Here is a 16,413-nt window from a genome sequence, read left to right as displayed (position 1 = left end):
ACAACCAAATGGTTGCCCCTGGAGTAGCCGAAGAAAAACTTAATTCACTGTCCGGAATTAGCTGACCACAACAAAGCGTGTTGTTAAGTTGTAGTGGTGAACTTACATACCCAACAATTGTTTAATTTCTTTAACTTTATATGGTGGGTTTTTTGTATGTGAAACTCTATGACAAGTTGGGCAAAGAGATACTAAATCATTAATTGAAGTTATCGTTTCACCTGTTATAGAAAGTGGCGATAAGTGATGAACTTCGATAACCCATTTACCATTAACTTGTTTATGAAAACCACAAACCTTACAGATGTAATTATCAAGTTCTTTCCTTTGTTTAGATAATCCAGCATTTCGTTTTTTTGAAAGGATAACTCTATCAAGTCCATAACCTTCAATTGCTTCTGTGCTTTCAATACCAAATGATTCAAACTTTGTAAACTCAACCTTTGTTTCTAACAAATTTAAAGATGTAACTTCCCAGCCTGCTTCAATCCATAAATGCGCCCACGTATGCGAATCATTTGTTCTAGAGTTTGCCCACCACGCTGAATGTTCATAAGCACTTGCAGGTAAATCATTATTTAAAATACTCTCAATTTCTGAAAACGTTAAAGCAATAAAGCGAACTTCTTGCTCAAATAGAAAAGTAGATAATGGTAAATATTTACTCATAACTGCCTTGTTCACCTAACGAGCCTGTAGATTAACTCGTTTTAAAATTTTTTTATTGATAAACAAACCATAGCTGAGTTCCTATTTTGGTTCAATCGATTACTGTATTTTTACGCAGCATATAAAGACGTGTTTGATATTGTTTTAACTGGCGTTTTAGAAGGGATTACGGATGTTTGAGCTGCTTTATTTTAGGTTAAGAGTGCTTCCCCTTCTTAATGGATCGTGTTTTGCTGCTTTTCTATATTATGAACAAGGCAATACAGTTGCCCCAGCGTAAACTAAAGGTATTCACTTTCGTTTGATCCCATAAGGTCAGTTTATTCATGTCTTTATTGACAGTAATTTTAGGATGGGTGTCTAATTAATTTTCCGTCGCTGACATACAACAATACGCAGGCATTGCTCCAGTAACCGAACGCAGTGGCAAAAAGGAATGGATACACTGGCGGTAATCATGCACTAAGTTGTTAAGGCAAACGTTTGTGGAATGGGCAGGATTATCTGTGCGCTATTCATTTTGGGCAAAAGCATATTATCGGCAGCAAGAAGCCAAAGGAAAACCTCATAATACCATCATCAGATCATTGGCATTTAAGTAGATACGAATCCTATTTAGGTGCTGGAAAACACATACGCCCTACGATGAATCAACTTACTTAACTGCATTGAAAAGTAAGGGATCACCGCTGTTAAAATTTGCGGTGGAAAGTGAGCTTTAGCGTTTGCTGTCCACCTCAGGGCGTGTTGTTAGCTGTAGATTAGTTGCGGGGGTGTTCGTTACATTGCTGCTTTTTACCAAAAACACCAAACCAAAATGTAAGCTCCAAAGCCACACCTAAAACAACAAAGATAACTATGCCTTGAGAAAATCCGTAGCCATACGAAATAAGAGCGGCTAATAATAAACCCGCCAAAATTATCCATTTGTGTAATATTTTCATAAATCCCTCTTATTAAAACAATTAAGTACCAATTAAATATATGTGCAGAACGTTTTTTGAGCAACGGCAAATCTGTAACATTATATAATCACAACAGTACGACAATACAGCTAACGCTTTGCTAAGCGGCTAAAAATGGCTGGCTATAATAGCGAGGAACGAGCACAGCCAGCTGTTTGTGTCCGTTTGAAGGTCTTGTTATACGTACTTAAAGCGGAAACCATTTTTTATATTTGTTTTTTCGAGCTAACTCAACTGCATTAATTATCTCGTCACGTTTAGAAGTTGAACAATAATCAAGGTACTCCTGAACTTTTTGCCCTGACCAACCCGGAGCCGCAGCTAATATCCAAAAGTTTATGCCATCGTTCTTCTTTTGAACGATAGCATAATTAATGATATTTTCTATAGAATCGTCGTCAGGCACTATTTTAAGCATTGCCATTGCACGGATAGCACCGCTCACGAGCATATCATTACCTGTTTTTATAGCTTCAAATACTGAGGTAATGTCTTGTTCATTTTGCATTGATAATCGTTGGATTGAATCACCAATAGCAACATAAATCATTGTGGCTTCAAAGTTATGCTTTACTAATGATTTAAGAAAACTTAATGCTGGTTTAAAGTTAGACTCACCAAGAGCCATAATCATTTGATATTGCGTTTCCCAAGTACGCGAATCTTTAATTTCTTCTTCCAAAGTAATTAATAGATATGAACCTGCATCAATACTTTTAAGTTTACGTAACTTCTTAGCCGCAGAGCGTCGTTTGGTTGATTTTTTATCTTTGAGCTGAGAAATAATTTCATCAAGCACAAAACTCTCCTGTACGTATAACGCCCACTTAAGCGGACAAAAATAGTTGGTTAAAATGTGAAGCGAAGCGGAACCTAACCAACTGTTTTTGTTCCGTTTGAAGTGCTTGTTATGTTTTCTTTACCGATAAAAAATAATCATTATAATTAATAAAAAACTCATAAGCTTTAAAGTTTTTACCCGTGGACTTTAAAGACAAAGTAGCCACAAATTTCTCTTTAATAATATTATTTATATTACTCTCAGGTCCAATCCATAAAAATCCATTAATACTAAAAGTAGATTTATCAATCTTAGTAATACTGATTTCCTCAACGCCGTCACACCACAATTTTTCAGGGGCACATTTTGTTTTCAGCTTCCAAGTTAAAAACCACTCTAAGCTTAAAGCAAGATCTTCGGTATTATTTAAATCTAATTTTTTTGAAAATTTATGTAAAGCTAAAGCAGAGGTTCTTTCCATTCTAATAATTCGTCTGCTAATTCTCAATTTACTAGAATATATTCGGTTAAAATACCTATCTAGTTTAAAGTCGGAATCCATTTCAAGTTCACATTCAAAATCTATATCGTCATTCATAATTATATGCTTCACCGGAAGCTACTTGAAAACATAACGCCCTGTTAACAGGCTAAATATAGTTGGCTAAAATGAGCGACGCAGGAGCAAAAGCCAACTGTATTTTGTCCTTGTTTAACAGCTTGTTAGGTTTTGAATTCACCGTTGTGTATTTTTCTGTCAATGATATTCCAAACCTTACTATTTAAAGTGGATGAATGAGATATTCTATTTTCAAAATTACCTTGTTGTTGCCACTTCCACTTGCAATCATCATTAATACAATGCACAAGTTGTCCTGAATAATCGTTAAGTTCTAAGCTAGATTTACAATCAGGGCAACGAGGATAAAGATCCCTGATAGAATATTTATCATTATGATAATTAGGCTTTGACCAGTTCCACGACCAATCAATTCCTAAAATTTGATCTGCTTTATAGTTAATAAAAGCAGGCTCACGATCAGGTATTCTTGAGTGAATGAAAGGGATAAGTAGTACAAGAAAAGGTACAATTAGGCATAAAGCCCAAACGGGGATTACAACTTCGTATACGAACAAAGATAAAATATAAAACACTATGCTTTTTACTTCAGGCCAAAGACCGGATATCCACGTAAAACAAGCTGCAAAAATAAATATTAACCCAGCTGAAATTACTTTACTCCATACTGGATCTTTCCATGCTTTCAGTAGAAAACTCTTCATATATCCTCGATCATCGAAAAAACCTAACAACTTTGTATCCGACATTTGTCGCTTTATAAACCGACAAATGTCCAAATATTACAAAGGTTCTAATTTAACCAGCTAATAAAGACTTGTAAACAACTAGTTAGCCGATATTTAAGTTTCCTTAATGTAAAAATACCCCAAAATGGTAGAGATCAGTAATATCGGACAAAAAAGTAATGAGCTATAAAAATAGGTGTAAGCGATGTTATTAATAAGATAACTTAAATTTTTCTCTAAGCTTTTGCCTTTAACCTAAAACAAAAAAGCCGCTGTTCATTACAAACAGCGGCTTTCGAATTAAGATTTACAAACTTAAAGCTTGCTTAACTTAAACTTGATTTTTATTGTTTACCAATCACTTCAAGTCCACCCATGTATGGGCGTAATACTTCTGGTACTACTACTGTGCCATCGGCTTGTTGGTAGTTTTCTAGTATGGCTACTAGTGTACGGCCAACGGCTAAGCCTGAACCATTTAGTGTATGTAGTAACTCTGGCTTTTTAACACCTTCACGACGAAAACGTGCTTGCATTCTACGCGCCTGAAAGTCAGCCATGTTTGAACATGATGAAATTTCGCGGTATGTATCTTGCGCAGGTAACCATACTTCTAAATCGTATGTTTTAGCTGAGCCAAAGCCCATGTCGCCCATACATAAAATTACTTTACGGTACGGAAGTTCTAATGCTTGTAGTATTTGCTCTGCGTGACCTGTTAACTCTTCAAGCGTTGCCATTGAGTCTTCTGGTTTTACAAGCTGTACAAGTTCAACTTTATCAAACTGGTGCTGACGAATTAAGCCACGTGTATCGCGACCATAGCTGCCTGCTTCACTTCTAAAGCACGGAGTGTGAGCAACTAAGCGAATTGGTAAATCGCTTTCATCGTAAATTTCGTCGCGGGCGCTGTTTGTAAGTGGTACTTCAGCTGTAGGAATTAAGCTAAAGCCGGCTTGTTGTTCGCCGTCGTCATTTACAAGGCCTAATGTGTGGAATAAATCGCCCGCAAATTTAGGTAGTTGGCTCGTGCCGTAAAGGCTTGCGCTATTTACTAAGTACGGTACATACATTTCTGTATAGCCGTTTTTATCAGCGTGTGTATCTAGCATAAATTGCGTTAGTGCACGGTGCATACGCGCTACTTGGCCACGCATTACAGTAAAGCGTGCGCCACTAATTTTAACGCCCATTTCAAAGTCTAAGCCGTTTAGGTCTTGCCCTACATCTACGTGGTCTTTAACTTCAAAATCAAACTTTTTAGGTGTGCCCCACGTTAAAATTTCAACGTTGTCGTCTTCGTCTTTACCCGCTGGTACCGACTCGTCTGGCAAGTTAGGAATTGCTAAAGCAATGTCGTTAATTGCGGCTAATACTTCATCTTGCTCTGTTTTAGCGGCGTCTAGCTCACTGCCTAAGTTAGCCACTGCATCAAGTAGTGGCTGTGCGTCTTCGCCTTTAGCTTTGGCTTGACCAATTGCTTTTGCGCTTGCATTACGTTGACTTTGAAGTTCTTGCGTTTTTACTTGTAATGTTTTGCGTTTTTCTTCAAGTGCCGTTACCGTCGCTACATCGAGTTCGTAACCGCGCGCCGCTAAACGTGCTGCAGTTTGTTCGATGTCTTGACGTAAAAATTTAGAATCTAACATGTTAGTTTTTTAACCTTTTTGCATTACTAGCTGAAGGCCCAGCCAAGCCATAAAAATACACACCATCACGTTTAAGATGATATTGAGGGCCATTTTAATAAAGTGACCTTGTTGTAATAACAACAACGAGTCCATTGAGAATGTTGAAAAGGTGGTTAATGCACCTAAAAAGCCAATACCGATAAGGGTTTTGGCGGGGCTTGCGGTGATAATTTCTTTATCTATCAAACCGTACAAAATGCCCATTAACAATGAACCCAGAATATTAACCGTCAACGTGCCAAAAGGGAATCCCCTACCGAGGAGTTTTAGCATGCTTTCGCTAATAAAAAACCGTAAACACGCACCTGAGGCTCCGCCAAGGGCGATCATCATATAAAGTTTAATCATTTTCGTATCGTTTAAGTGGGCTTTGCGCATCGCGCTCTTTTAGGTAATCGAGTTTTTGTTTAATTTTTTGTTCAAGTCCGCGCTCGCTCGGTAAGTAATATTCTTTACCGTCCATTTCTGGTGGTAAATATTTTTCACCTGCGGCAAATGCGCCTTCTTCATTATGCGCATAACGGTACTCAGCGCCATACCCTAAGTCTTTCATTAAATTAGTTGGGGCATTACGTAAATGCTCTGGCACTGGGTAACTTGGCTCGTTTTGAGCGTCTGCTTTGGCTTGATTAAACGCCATATAGATTGCATTACTTTTGGGTGCACTGGCTAAATACAATGTGGCTTGTGCAATTGCACGTTCGCCTTCGCCAGGGCCTACTCGCTGAAATATGTCCCACGCATTTAAGGCTACTTCCATCGCACGCGGATCGGCGTTACCTATATCCTCTGTTGCAATGGCAAGTAAACGCCTTGCTACATACAAAGGGTCGCCACCACCGGCTAAAATTCGGCAATACCAATACAGCGCACCATCGGGGGAGCTACCACGTACTGATTTATGAAAGGCTGATATTAAATCGTAAAATTCATCGCCGCCTTTATCGTATTTAGCTAAATGCGTTGGTAACACTTGGCTAAGTACGTGCTCGTCTACATTGTATTGACCGTCTTGCTCGGTTGTTAAATCAACCGCTTGTTCAAGTAAATTAAGTACTTTACGCGCATCGCCGCCACTTGCTTGGCACAGTGCCTTTTTAGCGTTGTCGGCAATAGTGATATGCTTTTGGCTTAGCTGCTCGTCTTGTTTAAGTGCACGTTCTATTACAGTGTATAAGTCGGTATCGGCAAGCGATTTTAAAACATACACGCGTGCACGCGACAATATAGCGTTATTAAGGGCAAACGATGGGTTTTCGGTGGTTGCACCTACAAATATAAAGGTGCCGTCTTCTATGTGCGGTAAAAACGCATCTTGTTGGGATTTATTAAAGCGATGAACCTCGTCAACAAACATAAGGGTGCGTTGGCCACGGCTTTCTAGGTTATCGCGCGCTTGCGTTACGCTGTCACGTATATCTTTTACGCCTGCGGTTACCGCCGACATTTGAATAAGTGAGGCATCAGCATGGTTGGCAATTATTTGCGCAAGTGTTGTTTTACCTACACCCGGCGGGCCCCATAAAATTAAACTATGGCATCGCCCCGCGACAATGGCTTGATGCAGTGGTTTATCAGTACTTAATAAGTGTTGCTGACCAATGTACTCGTCAAGCGTTGTGGGGCGCATACGCGCAGCAAGTGGCCGTACATCGGGCCCAAAATTAAATCCTAAATTACTCACCGTTACTCTGATCGTCTATTTCAACACCTTCAGGAGGCGTAAATTCAAAAGTGCTTTTATCAAGCGGCGTATTAACTTGGGCATTGTTAAACGTAAATGACGATAGCTGCCCTGAGTTGTCGGTAACGACTAGTTTAGCAAGGCCTTGCTCGTTACCCGCAAACGCTATATCAAGTTGTTCTACTTGGCTTTCTACGCCTTTATTTGGCGTTACACTAAAGCCTGTATTTGTTGCAAGTACGCTGTATTTTTCCCACTGTGCTGGGTCTTTTGATGTAAGTAGCACAAATGGTGTTGAGTCGATTAGGCTGCTGGTTTTCATAATTGTTACTTGCTCAGCAAAGCTGTCGAAGTAATAGGTTTTATCGCCGTTTGATACAAATAATGTATCGTCTGGGTTTGTTTGCTGCCAGCGAATCATCATAGGCTGTTGAAGCGCTATTGTGCCCTCGCCTTGCATAACAGCTTGGCCTTCTTTGTCTGTTACTTTTTGTGCAAACTGCGCTTTAAAGCTTTTTAAAGTAGCAAGTCTGTCTTGTAATGCTTGGCTGTCATCAGCAAAGCTTGGTGCGGCAAGTACGCTGCCTAACACTAATAATAAGGCGTTAAATTTTTTCATTAATTTGCTCCATTAGGTACTAATACATCGCGAGCGCCGTTATGACCTGGTGAACTCACGATACCCGATGTTTCCATTTGTTCTACTAAACGTGCCGCGCGGTTATAGCCAACACGTAATTTACGTTGCACTGACGATACCGATACCTTGCCGGTTTCAATTACAAACGATACGGCTTCGTCGTATAACGGATCGTTCTCTTCGTCTGCATTTTCGCTTGCTTCACCTGGCAATAAAATATCTTCACTGGCATCACCATTGAGTATTTCATCAACGTAATTTGGCTTAGCACGCGCTTTCCAATCGTTTACGACGGCATGTACTTCATGGTCGTCTACAAACGCGCCATGCACACGCTCTGGTACACTAGTGCCTGGTGGTAAATAAAGCATATCGCCCATACCCAGTAAGTTTTCTGCGCCTTGTTGGTCAAGTATCGTGCGCGAGTCTATTTTACTTGATACCTGAAACGCCATACGCGTTGGTATATTTGCTTTAATTAAACCGGTTATTACATCTACCGAAGGGCGCTGCGTTGCCAGTATTAAATGGATACCTGCCGCACGTGCTTTTTGGGCTATGCGGGCAATCAGCTCTTCTACTTTTTTACCAACAATCATCATCATGTCAGCAAATTCGTCAATTACTACAACAATACTTGGTAACTTACCAAGTTCATCTGGGCCTTCTTTCATGCCATCGGTGTCTTTAAATAATGGGTCTAGAATCGGGTAACCCGCTTCATTGGCATCAAGCACTTTTTGGTTGTAACCTTTTAAGTTACGCACACCCAAAGCCGACATTAATTTATAACGACGTTCCATCTCGCCTACACACCAACGCAGTGCGTTAGCGGCTTCTTTCATGTCGGTGACTACTTCACACAATAAATGCGGAATGCCTTCGTATACTGATAGCTCAAGCATTTTAGGGTCAATCATAATCATACGTACATCGTCAGGACCCGATTTGTACAACAAGCTTACTATCATAACATTAACGCCCACTGATTTACCTGAACCGGTTGTACCGGCCACCAATAAGTGTGGCATTTTACCTAAATCAGCACATACCGGCTGACCAGCAATATCTTTACCTAGCACCATGGTAAGCGGGGATGGATTTTGCTCAAATTTAGGCGCGTTTATTACTTCTGACAAACGTACTATTTCGCGGTGTTTATTAGGAAGCTCAATACCAACATATGTTTTACCCGGTATAACTTCTACAACACGCACACTAATTGCCGAAAGCGAACGGGCTAAATCTTTAGCCAAGCCCGTAATTTTAGACACTTTAATACCTGGCGCTAAATCTAGCTCAAAGCGTGTAACAACAGGGCCTGGGTATACCGCTACAACTTTAGCTTGTACGTTAAAGTCGAGTAGTTTTGTCTCTACTAGGCGCGATACTGTATCGAGCTCTTCTTGCGAAATTGGGTTTTTAGCTTTGTCCGGTCTGTCGAGTAAATCGAGCGACGGTAATGGCCCCGGTGGTGGTTCTTGCGTTAATAATTGCTCAAACTTTTCTTTAGCCGTTGGCGGTGGTTGATATTGCGCTTTTGATTTAGGCATTGGTCTTGCTGGTGATACCACTGTTGTAACTGGTTTTTCTGGCTCTACAACTGGGCTTTGGTCAAGCGCGTTTAATGCAGCGGCCGTGTCCATTGGTTCGTCGTCTATGGCGCTAAAGCCAATTTCTTGATCGAGTATGTCGTCAAGCTCGTCAAACGGCATAAAATCGTCACTAATTTGTGGCTCATTAAACGGTGTTTGCGGTTTATTAATTGCTTTTTGTTTATCTGCTTTTTTTGCTGATGTAGGCAGCTCTATTTGCTCTTTTATATCGTCTTCAAAATGGGCGTCTACTTCGTCATCATTATTTGCCTTGCCCGCAGCGTGTTCTCGGTGCATCCAACCTTTTGCGTACGATACAATAAAGCGGTAAAACCTAACCATTAAATCGCCAAGGTAATCTACAAAATCAACCCACGATACACCTGTTAATAAGGTAAGCCCTGCAAAAAAGAAACACAGCAATAATATAGAGGTGCCGGTAAAGTTAAACGCAGGCATCATGGCTGATGCAATAACATCGCCCACTACCCCACCAGAGGAAAAATTATAAATATCGTCAAAATTGATACTACTAATAGCGGTAGCTGAGGTAATAAATAAAGCAAAACCAATAACACGCAGCGCTAAGGTGGTGTAATCAAGCTGTAAAATGCGGTGAGGTTGTTTAAATAGCAAGTAGCCAAATAGCTGAATGGCCGCTGGCACTAAGTAAGCCAACCAACCAAAGGTGAGTAATAAAATGTCGGCTATCCATGCACCGGCTGCTCCTGTGATATTGCTTACTTCGCTAAAACTAGTTTGCGACCATGCAGCATCTGCTGGATCAAAGCTGATCAAGGCACATAAAATAAATATTGCCGTAAAGGTGCTGATAATCAGCCCAGTTTCTAATAGTCTTTGCACACCGTTTAGGCGCATAGTTCCCTATTCCTCTTTATTATTCTATTTTTATTCACACTTACTTAGCAGTGAAATACCTTAGCAGGAAATGCAATTTGTTGCACTTTATCTTAACCTTGATGGCCTGATTATGAACAAGTTTTTATAATTTGAGCTGATATAAGCAAATGACGCAAGCTAATATAAATAACCTTAAGTAATATAAGGACGAATAATTACGCCTTCTTCACCTTTTACTTCTTCCATCACTACATAAGTTCGGCTTTCACTAACGTTAGGCAATTTTAATAATATGTCACCTAATACACCACGGTATTCTGACATATCATTTACGCGCGTTTTAAGTAAAAAATCAAAATTACCCGATACTAAATGACATTCGATAATTTCTTCGTGCTTTTTAACGGCTGCACTAAACTCATCAAATACGTCGGGAGATGTTTTAGTAATTGTTACTTCTACATACACCGATAAACCTTGCCCAAGCTTAGCTGGATCGACCACTGCTTTATAGCCAAGTATGTAGCCTTCTCGTTCTAGCTTTTTCACTCGCTCCAGACAGGGCGTGGCGCTTAGGCCAACTCGTCTGGCCAGTTCAACATTTGAAAGGCGTCCATCGTGCTGTAATTCCATTAAAATTTTACGGTCAATTCTATCTAATAACTGATGCATAGTGCCAACTAGTTTTTTATGCTGTTTATTTTTGTTATATAGATGATAACACTAGATTTGACTTTAAAAAAGGTGAGACACACGGGCTTATGATGAATATAATAGTGAAAAATGTTAATCCGTTCTTAATAAGGCAAATGATATGATTATTGGTGTTCCTAAAGAAATTAAAAACCATGAATACCGTGTAGGTATGGTTCCTGCGAGTGTTCGTGAATTAGTAAACCACGGTCATCAAGTGATTGTAGAAACTGATGCAGGCATGGGTATTGGTTTTACTAACGAAGATTACACGCTAGCGGGTGCTGAAATTTTAGCAACTGCTGCTGACGTTTTCGCTAAAGCAGACATGATTGTAAAAGTAAAAGAACCACAAGCTGTTGAACGTGCAATGTTACGTGAAGACCAAATTCTTTTCACTTACTTACACCTTGCACCTGATCTTCCACAAACTGAAGACCTTGTAAAAAGCAAAGCTATTTGTATTGCATACGAAACTGTAACTGACTCTCGCGGTGGTTTACCGCTTCTTGCTCCTATGAGCGAAGTTGCTGGTCGTATGTCTATTCAAGCGGGTGCGCAAGCGCTTGAAAAAATAAATAAAGGCAGTGGTATGTTACTTGGTGGCGTACCAGGCGTTGAGCCAGCTAAAGTAGTTATTATTGGCGGCGGCATGGTTGGCCGTAGCGCTGCACTTATGGCCGTTGGCTTAGGCGCAAACGTAGTAATACTTGATCGTAACATTGATGTATTACGTGCACTAGACGCTCAGTTTGGTAATAAAGTACGCGCTATCTACTCAACTGCTGATGCATTAGAAAAACACGTGCTAGAAGCTGATTTAGTAATTGGTGGCGTGCTAATTCCAGGTGCAGCTGCACCTAAACTAGTCACTGCTGCGCACATTAAAGCAATGAAACCTGGTTCTGCAATTGTTGACGTTGCAATCGACCAAGGTGGCTGTATTGCTACTTCTAAAGCAACAACGCATGCTGATCCTACTTTCATCGTTGATGAAGTTGTTCACTACTGTGTTGCTAACATGCCAGGTGCTGTTCCACGCACATCTACGTTTGCACTTAACAATGCAACATTGCCTTTCATCATTAACCTTGCAAACAAAGGTTATAAAAAGGCGTTACTAGATGACGCTCACTTCTTAAAAGGCTTAAACGTAATTAAAGGCCAAGTAACTTACAAAGAAGTAGCAGAAGCGTTCAACATGGAATATGTTGACCCACGCACAGCGGTAGAAAACGCATAATTTAGCGTTTTGTAGTTAGGTTGGTATTAAGTAATGTAGCTACCTAACTACAACCCATAAAAAAAGCAGCTAATTAGCTGCTTTTTTTGTATTTAAATTTCAGATTTATATAAGCTTATTTAGATAAACTTATTTAGATAAAACGCTTAATTATAAAATCTACTTTTACGCGCTTAGCTTGGCCAAGTAGTTTTTTAACTGGCTGCGGGTAATCATCCATAGTTTCTAAATCATCTGGGCCTGTTAAACGTCGGCAGTGTTGTAAAATTTCCTGCTTTTCGTTATCAATAGCATCCATAATTGTTTGCTCTGGATCTTCTATTAAAATACCGTTTTCGATATCAAGACCCCATGCACGCGGATTTAAGTTATGCCCGCTCAGTAAATGTTTTGTTCTATCTGAACAAATACCTTTTAAATGAAACGAATTGCTTTCATCTTTCCACAGATACACATTTAAATTACCGTTATCGATATGGCGCTTTTGCGTTTTTACAAATTTATGCAAAATAGTTTCGTATAAATAAGGTAATGCCCCTATTTTACTAAACGGCTCGCTTGGCGGTAAATAAAAGTCATTTGCTGTTTTATCGCCTACAACAATAGTCACTTGCTTGCCTTGCTTTAATAATCGGCGCAGCGATCGCATAAGCGGTGCCGGAAAATTGAAGTATGGCGTATACAACACAAGCTCTTGCTCTGTTGTATCAAATAACGCTTTTATTAAACGATTTAACTCGTTATTACGACGCCCGAGCCCTAAAAACAAACGAATACCTAATGCTTGCGTATTTAGCTGCTCTGCTGCGTTATAACTTGCGACTTTTAAATCGCGCATTAATTGCTTTTGATCAAGCTTAAAGTCGTGCAAACGCTTAAGCGGTCGTGTGTCAATGCGTGGCACGGCCACTGATGAAAGTAGCTTTGTCTCAATAAAATCAACTACTGAGTCACACAGTTCGCTCTGCGTTATCAAAAAGTAACGATCGAGCCTGTAGCGCTCGTTGTATTGCAAGTACACGTTATTTAAGCTTGCGCCGCTGTAAAGTAAGGTGTCGTCAATTACAAAACCTTTTAAATGCAATACGCCAAATAATTCTTTAGCTTTTACAGGTACGCCATAAACTTGTACGTTCGATTTAAACTTTTCTAAATCGTCACAGTATAAACTTGCGTTACCGTCTGATTTATCAGCGCCAATTAATCCACGTTGCGCACGATGAAAATCCACCAGCACTTTTACCTCAAGTGCGGGGTTTGCCAATGACACACGATGCAGCGCTTCTAAAATTTCGCGACCTGCTTCGTCATCTTGTAAATACAACGCAGTAATATAAATTCGTTTTTTTGCGTTCGCTATCAAGCGTAGCAATTGCGTTCGGTAATCTTGCGCATTGGTTAAGACGTTAACGTCTTTTGAAGTCAACCCGAATGCGGGTTTTTCCTGCCAAAATAACATAGTTGCCTATTTGCTTAGGTCACATAATCTATCAGTGACAAATAAAATTAGGTAAAACATAACAAAAAAAATCAAAGGGGTCATGAAATAACGCTGTTTTGTTGCCTGTTAGTCTATTTATTGAGCTACTTAGGCATTTTAACTGTAAAAGCACAGAGCTCTAGTACACAATACTGCACAGCTTTTCGATTTGATAAAAAAAATAATCGCGGATTTTGTTTACATCTGCCTTGTTTTTCTTAGAATCAAGCGCATTAATGAGCATATTGAACACCGTATTAAACGTTTAGGAAAAATAATGACTGAAGCAAAACATTGTAAGCTACTAATTTTAGGCTCTGGCCCAGCTGGTTATACTGCCGCAGTATATGCAGCACGTGCAAATTTAAACCCTGTTTTAATTACAGGCATTCAACAAGGTGGCCAATTAACAACCACAACTGAAGTTGAAAACTGGCCTGGTGATGCACACGGTTTAACAGGTCCTGCGTTAATGGATCGTATGAAAGAGCACGCTGAGCGCTTTGAAACTGAAATCATATTCGATCACATCAATAAAGTAGATGTATCTAAGCGCCCTTTCAAACTAACTGGCGACCAAGGTACTTACACATGTGATGCATTAATCATTGCAACCGGTGCTTCTGCTAAATACTTAGGCCTAGAGTCTGAAACTAACTTCCAAGGCCGTGGTGTTTCGGCATGTGCTACGTGTGACGGCTTTTTCTATAAAGGTCAAAAAGTAGCGGTTGTTGGTGGTGGTAATACAGCGGTTGAAGAAGCGCTTTACTTATCTAACATTGCTGACGAAGTACATGTTATTCATCGTCGTGACAGTTTCCGCAGTGAAAAAATACTTGCTGACCGCCTTGCTGAAAAAGCAGCAAACGGTAACGTTGTAATGCATTACAACCGCACGCTTGACGAAGTATTAGGCGACCAAATGGGCGTAACCGGCGTTCGTATTAAAGATGCACACTCTGATGCAACTGAAGAGCTAGATTTAGCAGGCGTATTTATTGCTATTGGCCACAAGCCAAATACTGATATGTTTGTTGGTCAACTAGAAATGAAAGATGGCTACTTAGTTGTAGAGTCTGGTCTTCACGGCAACGCAACTCAAACAAGCGTAGAAGGCGTTTTTGCTGCAGGTGATGTGTCTGACCACATTTACCGTCAAGCAATCACATCTGCGGGTACAGGCTGTATGGCTGCCCTTGATGCAGAGCGTTTCTTAGATAATTTATAAGCAATTAAATAAATTATTATAGGGCTGATTATTCAGCCCTTTTTTTATGCCTAAAATATAGTTACACTTTTACGATCAATTATAAAATAAGTACTGTATGAGAAATCAGCTATACCAATTAAGCGAAAACGATATAGCATTCCCCAATCCGGAATACGCATTAGAATCCCCTGATGGCTTGTTAGCAATTGGCGGAGATTTGAGTTTGCCTCGCCTAAGTAATGCCTACAAAAGCGGAGTATTCCCTTGGTTTAGTGAAGATGAGCCTATTATGTGGTGGTCGCCCAGCGAGCGAGGCATTTTTGAGCTTAATGATTTTCATATAAGTAAGAGCCTGCGTAAACATTTAAAAAAGCACCCTGTAAGAGTAACCATTAATAATGCCTTTGAAGAGGTGATAGAAGCCTGTCGCGATCAACGCCTTGATACCGATGGCACCTGGATCACCTCTGACATGCTCGACGCTTACGTTAATGCACACAATGCTGGCATTGCACATAGTTTAGAGGTATGGAGTAACGGAGAGCTTGCAGGTGGCTTATACGGCATAATGCAAAATGGTGTGTTTTGTGGTGAGTCGATGTTTCATCATCAAACCAATTGCTCTAAGCTTGCTATGTGGGCACTGGTAAATTGGCTTAAACGCCATAATGCACATTTTATTGATTGCCAGTTAGAAAACCCTTATTTAATGACCCTGGGTGCACAAGTAATCCCCCGTTCCACATTTTTGACTAAACTAAAAGCTGCACATAACTATACTGTTAACCCTATTATGTGGGAGCCACAAGAACTTGACGCAATCTATGAATGAGCAACTTCCTGCACGTGTTGGTTTAACCCAAGAGTTTGACTGTAGTTATTTACCCAACAGACAAGAGCAACTTTTAGTTATTCTTGATCCCAGTTGCTACAGCACCGACAAATTTGAGTCATTATTAGGCTTAGGGTTTCGTCGCAGTGGTAACCAAATATACCGTCCGCACTGCCCAATATGCAGCGCATGTAGTTCTGTACGTGTATTAGCACAAGACTTTATGCCCTCAAAATCGCAAAAACGTAAACTAAACAAAGCAAAAACACAGTTTGAGGTAAAATATTCAACGCAAGAGCGACCTGAGTACTATCCACTTTATAGCAAGTACATAACGATGCGTCATCAGGATGGAAGTATGTATCCTCCTGAAAAAGAACAGTTTCAAAGTTTTTTGCTTTGTAGTTGGCTCAAGATCACATTTATTGAACTGTGGCACCAAGATACTTTAGTCGCAGTTGCCGTAACTGATTGTATGAATAGCGCTATTTCTGCAATTTATACCTTTTTCGACCCCGACTTTGAACACTATAGTTTAGGCTCTGTGATGATATTAGAGCAGCTAAAGTTTGCTAAAGAGCAAAATAAGCAATACGTGTACTTGGGCTATCAAATTGATGAATGCGACAAAATGAAGTACAAAACTCAGTTTTTACCTGCTCAAAAACAGCTCAATGATGAGTGGGTGGCTATTTAATTTGCAAATATAGCCCCTGCGCCTTTACTTATTGGAGTATTTTGGGCAAAATCTGCAGCGTTTA

The 16,413-nt window shown here is 40.0% G+C and carries 16 protein-coding genes and 1 pseudogene; 5 read left to right on the top strand and 12 right to left on the bottom strand.

The window, feature by feature from the left end; translation table 11 throughout:
* Positions 1-102: 102 nt before the first annotated feature.
* Positions 103-669: an HNH endonuclease gene (locus AAEY68_RS19130; RefSeq protein WP_350586707.1), complete on the bottom strand. Its 567-nt coding sequence runs from the start codon at positions 667-669 to the stop codon at positions 103-105.
* A gap of 371 nt (positions 670-1,040) precedes the next feature.
* Here AAEY68_RS19130 and AAEY68_RS19125 point away from each other — a divergent pair.
* A pseudogene (locus AAEY68_RS19125) lies at positions 1,041-1,391 on the top strand (transposase); the annotation flags it as partial.
* Positions 1,392-1,430: 39 nt separating this feature from the next.
* Here the strand turns inward: AAEY68_RS19125 and AAEY68_RS19120 are convergent.
* The 10 genes from AAEY68_RS19120 to lrp all read right to left on the bottom strand — a co-directional run bounded on the left by AAEY68_RS19120 (position 1,431) and on the right by lrp (position 10,866).
* Entirely contained in the window at positions 1,431-1,613 is a 183-nt protein-coding gene (locus tag AAEY68_RS19120) for a hypothetical protein (RefSeq protein WP_010552629.1), read from the bottom strand.
* Positions 1,614-1,821: 208 nt separating this feature from the next.
* Complete coding sequence (locus tag AAEY68_RS19115; protein ID WP_350586706.1) at positions 1,822-2,433, bottom strand: hypothetical protein; 612 nt, start codon at positions 2,431-2,433, stop codon at positions 1,822-1,824.
* Positions 2,434-2,542: 109 nt separating this feature from the next.
* Positions 2,543-3,013 (bottom strand): hypothetical protein, encoded by a 471-nt coding sequence (locus AAEY68_RS19110; RefSeq protein WP_350586705.1) that lies wholly within the window; start codon positions 3,011-3,013, stop codon positions 2,543-2,545.
* 125 nt (positions 3,014-3,138) lie between these two features.
* Positions 3,139-3,744 (bottom strand): hypothetical protein, encoded by a 606-nt coding sequence (locus AAEY68_RS19105; RefSeq protein WP_350586704.1) that lies wholly within the window; start codon positions 3,742-3,744, stop codon positions 3,139-3,141.
* Positions 3,745-4,067: 323 nt separating this feature from the next.
* Positions 4,068-5,372, bottom strand: a complete 1,305-nt coding sequence (gene serS, locus AAEY68_RS19100) for a serine--tRNA ligase (protein WP_002962971.1) — start codon at positions 5,370-5,372, stop codon at positions 4,068-4,070.
* Between the two features lie 9 nt (positions 5,373-5,381).
* Complete coding sequence (gene crcB / locus AAEY68_RS19095; RefSeq protein ID WP_021032117.1) at positions 5,382-5,762, bottom strand: fluoride efflux transporter CrcB; 381 nt, start codon at positions 5,760-5,762, stop codon at positions 5,382-5,384.
* Complete coding sequence (locus AAEY68_RS19090) at positions 5,755-7,098, bottom strand: replication-associated recombination protein A (protein WP_350586703.1); 1,344 nt, start codon at positions 7,096-7,098, stop codon at positions 5,755-5,757. The genes crcB and AAEY68_RS19090 overlap by 8 nt, the downstream gene beginning before the upstream one ends.
* A complete protein-coding gene (gene lolA, locus AAEY68_RS19085; protein WP_007582981.1) occupies positions 7,091-7,717 on the bottom strand; it encodes an outer membrane lipoprotein periplasmic chaperone LolA in 627 nt (208 codons plus the stop codon). Before lolA ends, AAEY68_RS19090 begins: the two co-directional genes overlap by 8 nt.
* On the bottom strand, positions 7,717-10,212 hold the full coding sequence (locus AAEY68_RS19080) for a DNA translocase FtsK (RefSeq protein WP_350586702.1): 2,496 nt from the start codon (positions 10,210-10,212) through the stop codon (positions 7,717-7,719). The genes lolA and AAEY68_RS19080 overlap by 1 nt, the downstream gene beginning before the upstream one ends.
* 174 nt (positions 10,213-10,386) lie before the next feature.
* Positions 10,387-10,866: a leucine-responsive transcriptional regulator Lrp gene (gene lrp / locus AAEY68_RS19075; protein WP_007582985.1), complete on the bottom strand. Its 480-nt coding sequence runs from the start codon at positions 10,864-10,866 to the stop codon at positions 10,387-10,389.
* A 142-nt stretch (positions 10,867-11,008) separates the two neighbouring features.
* Between lrp and ald the strand changes: the two genes are divergently transcribed.
* Positions 11,009-12,130: an alanine dehydrogenase gene (ald, locus tag AAEY68_RS19070; RefSeq protein WP_350586701.1), complete on the top strand. Its 1,122-nt coding sequence runs from the start codon at positions 11,009-11,011 to the stop codon at positions 12,128-12,130.
* Between the two features lie 133 nt (positions 12,131-12,263).
* On the opposite strand, the gene pssA is transcribed toward ald, so the two are convergent.
* Complete coding sequence (gene pssA, locus AAEY68_RS19065) at positions 12,264-13,589, bottom strand: CDP-diacylglycerol--serine O-phosphatidyltransferase (RefSeq protein ID WP_024590327.1); 1,326 nt, start codon at positions 13,587-13,589, stop codon at positions 12,264-12,266.
* A gap of 298 nt (positions 13,590-13,887) precedes the next feature.
* Between pssA and trxB the strand changes: the two genes are divergently transcribed.
* The 3 genes from trxB (at position 13,888) to AAEY68_RS19050 (ending at position 16,349) form a co-directional block, all read left to right on the top strand.
* On the top strand, positions 13,888-14,838 hold the full coding sequence (gene trxB, locus AAEY68_RS19060) for a thioredoxin-disulfide reductase (RefSeq protein ID WP_350586700.1): 951 nt from the start codon (positions 13,888-13,890) through the stop codon (positions 14,836-14,838).
* A gap of 97 nt (positions 14,839-14,935) precedes the next feature.
* The gene (aat, locus tag AAEY68_RS19055) at positions 14,936-15,652 is read left to right on the top strand and encodes a leucyl/phenylalanyl-tRNA--protein transferase (RefSeq protein ID WP_010552619.1); all 717 of its coding nucleotides are present in this window, start codon (positions 14,936-14,938) and stop codon (positions 15,650-15,652) included.
* Positions 15,645-16,349, top strand: coding sequence for an arginyltransferase (locus AAEY68_RS19050; protein ID WP_010552618.1), 705 nt, complete (start codon positions 15,645-15,647; stop codon positions 16,347-16,349). The genes aat and AAEY68_RS19050 overlap by 8 nt, the downstream gene beginning before the upstream one ends.
* Positions 16,350-16,413: the final 64 nt, after the last annotated feature.

Source organism: Pseudoalteromonas sp. RB2-MNA-CIBAN-0110 (assembly GCF_040309305.1).
Classification (GTDB): domain Bacteria; phylum Pseudomonadota; class Gammaproteobacteria; order Enterobacterales; family Alteromonadaceae; genus Pseudoalteromonas; species Pseudoalteromonas arctica.
Note: the sequence above shows the minus strand (reverse complement) of the source record. Positions and strands in the feature narration are given on the sequence as shown.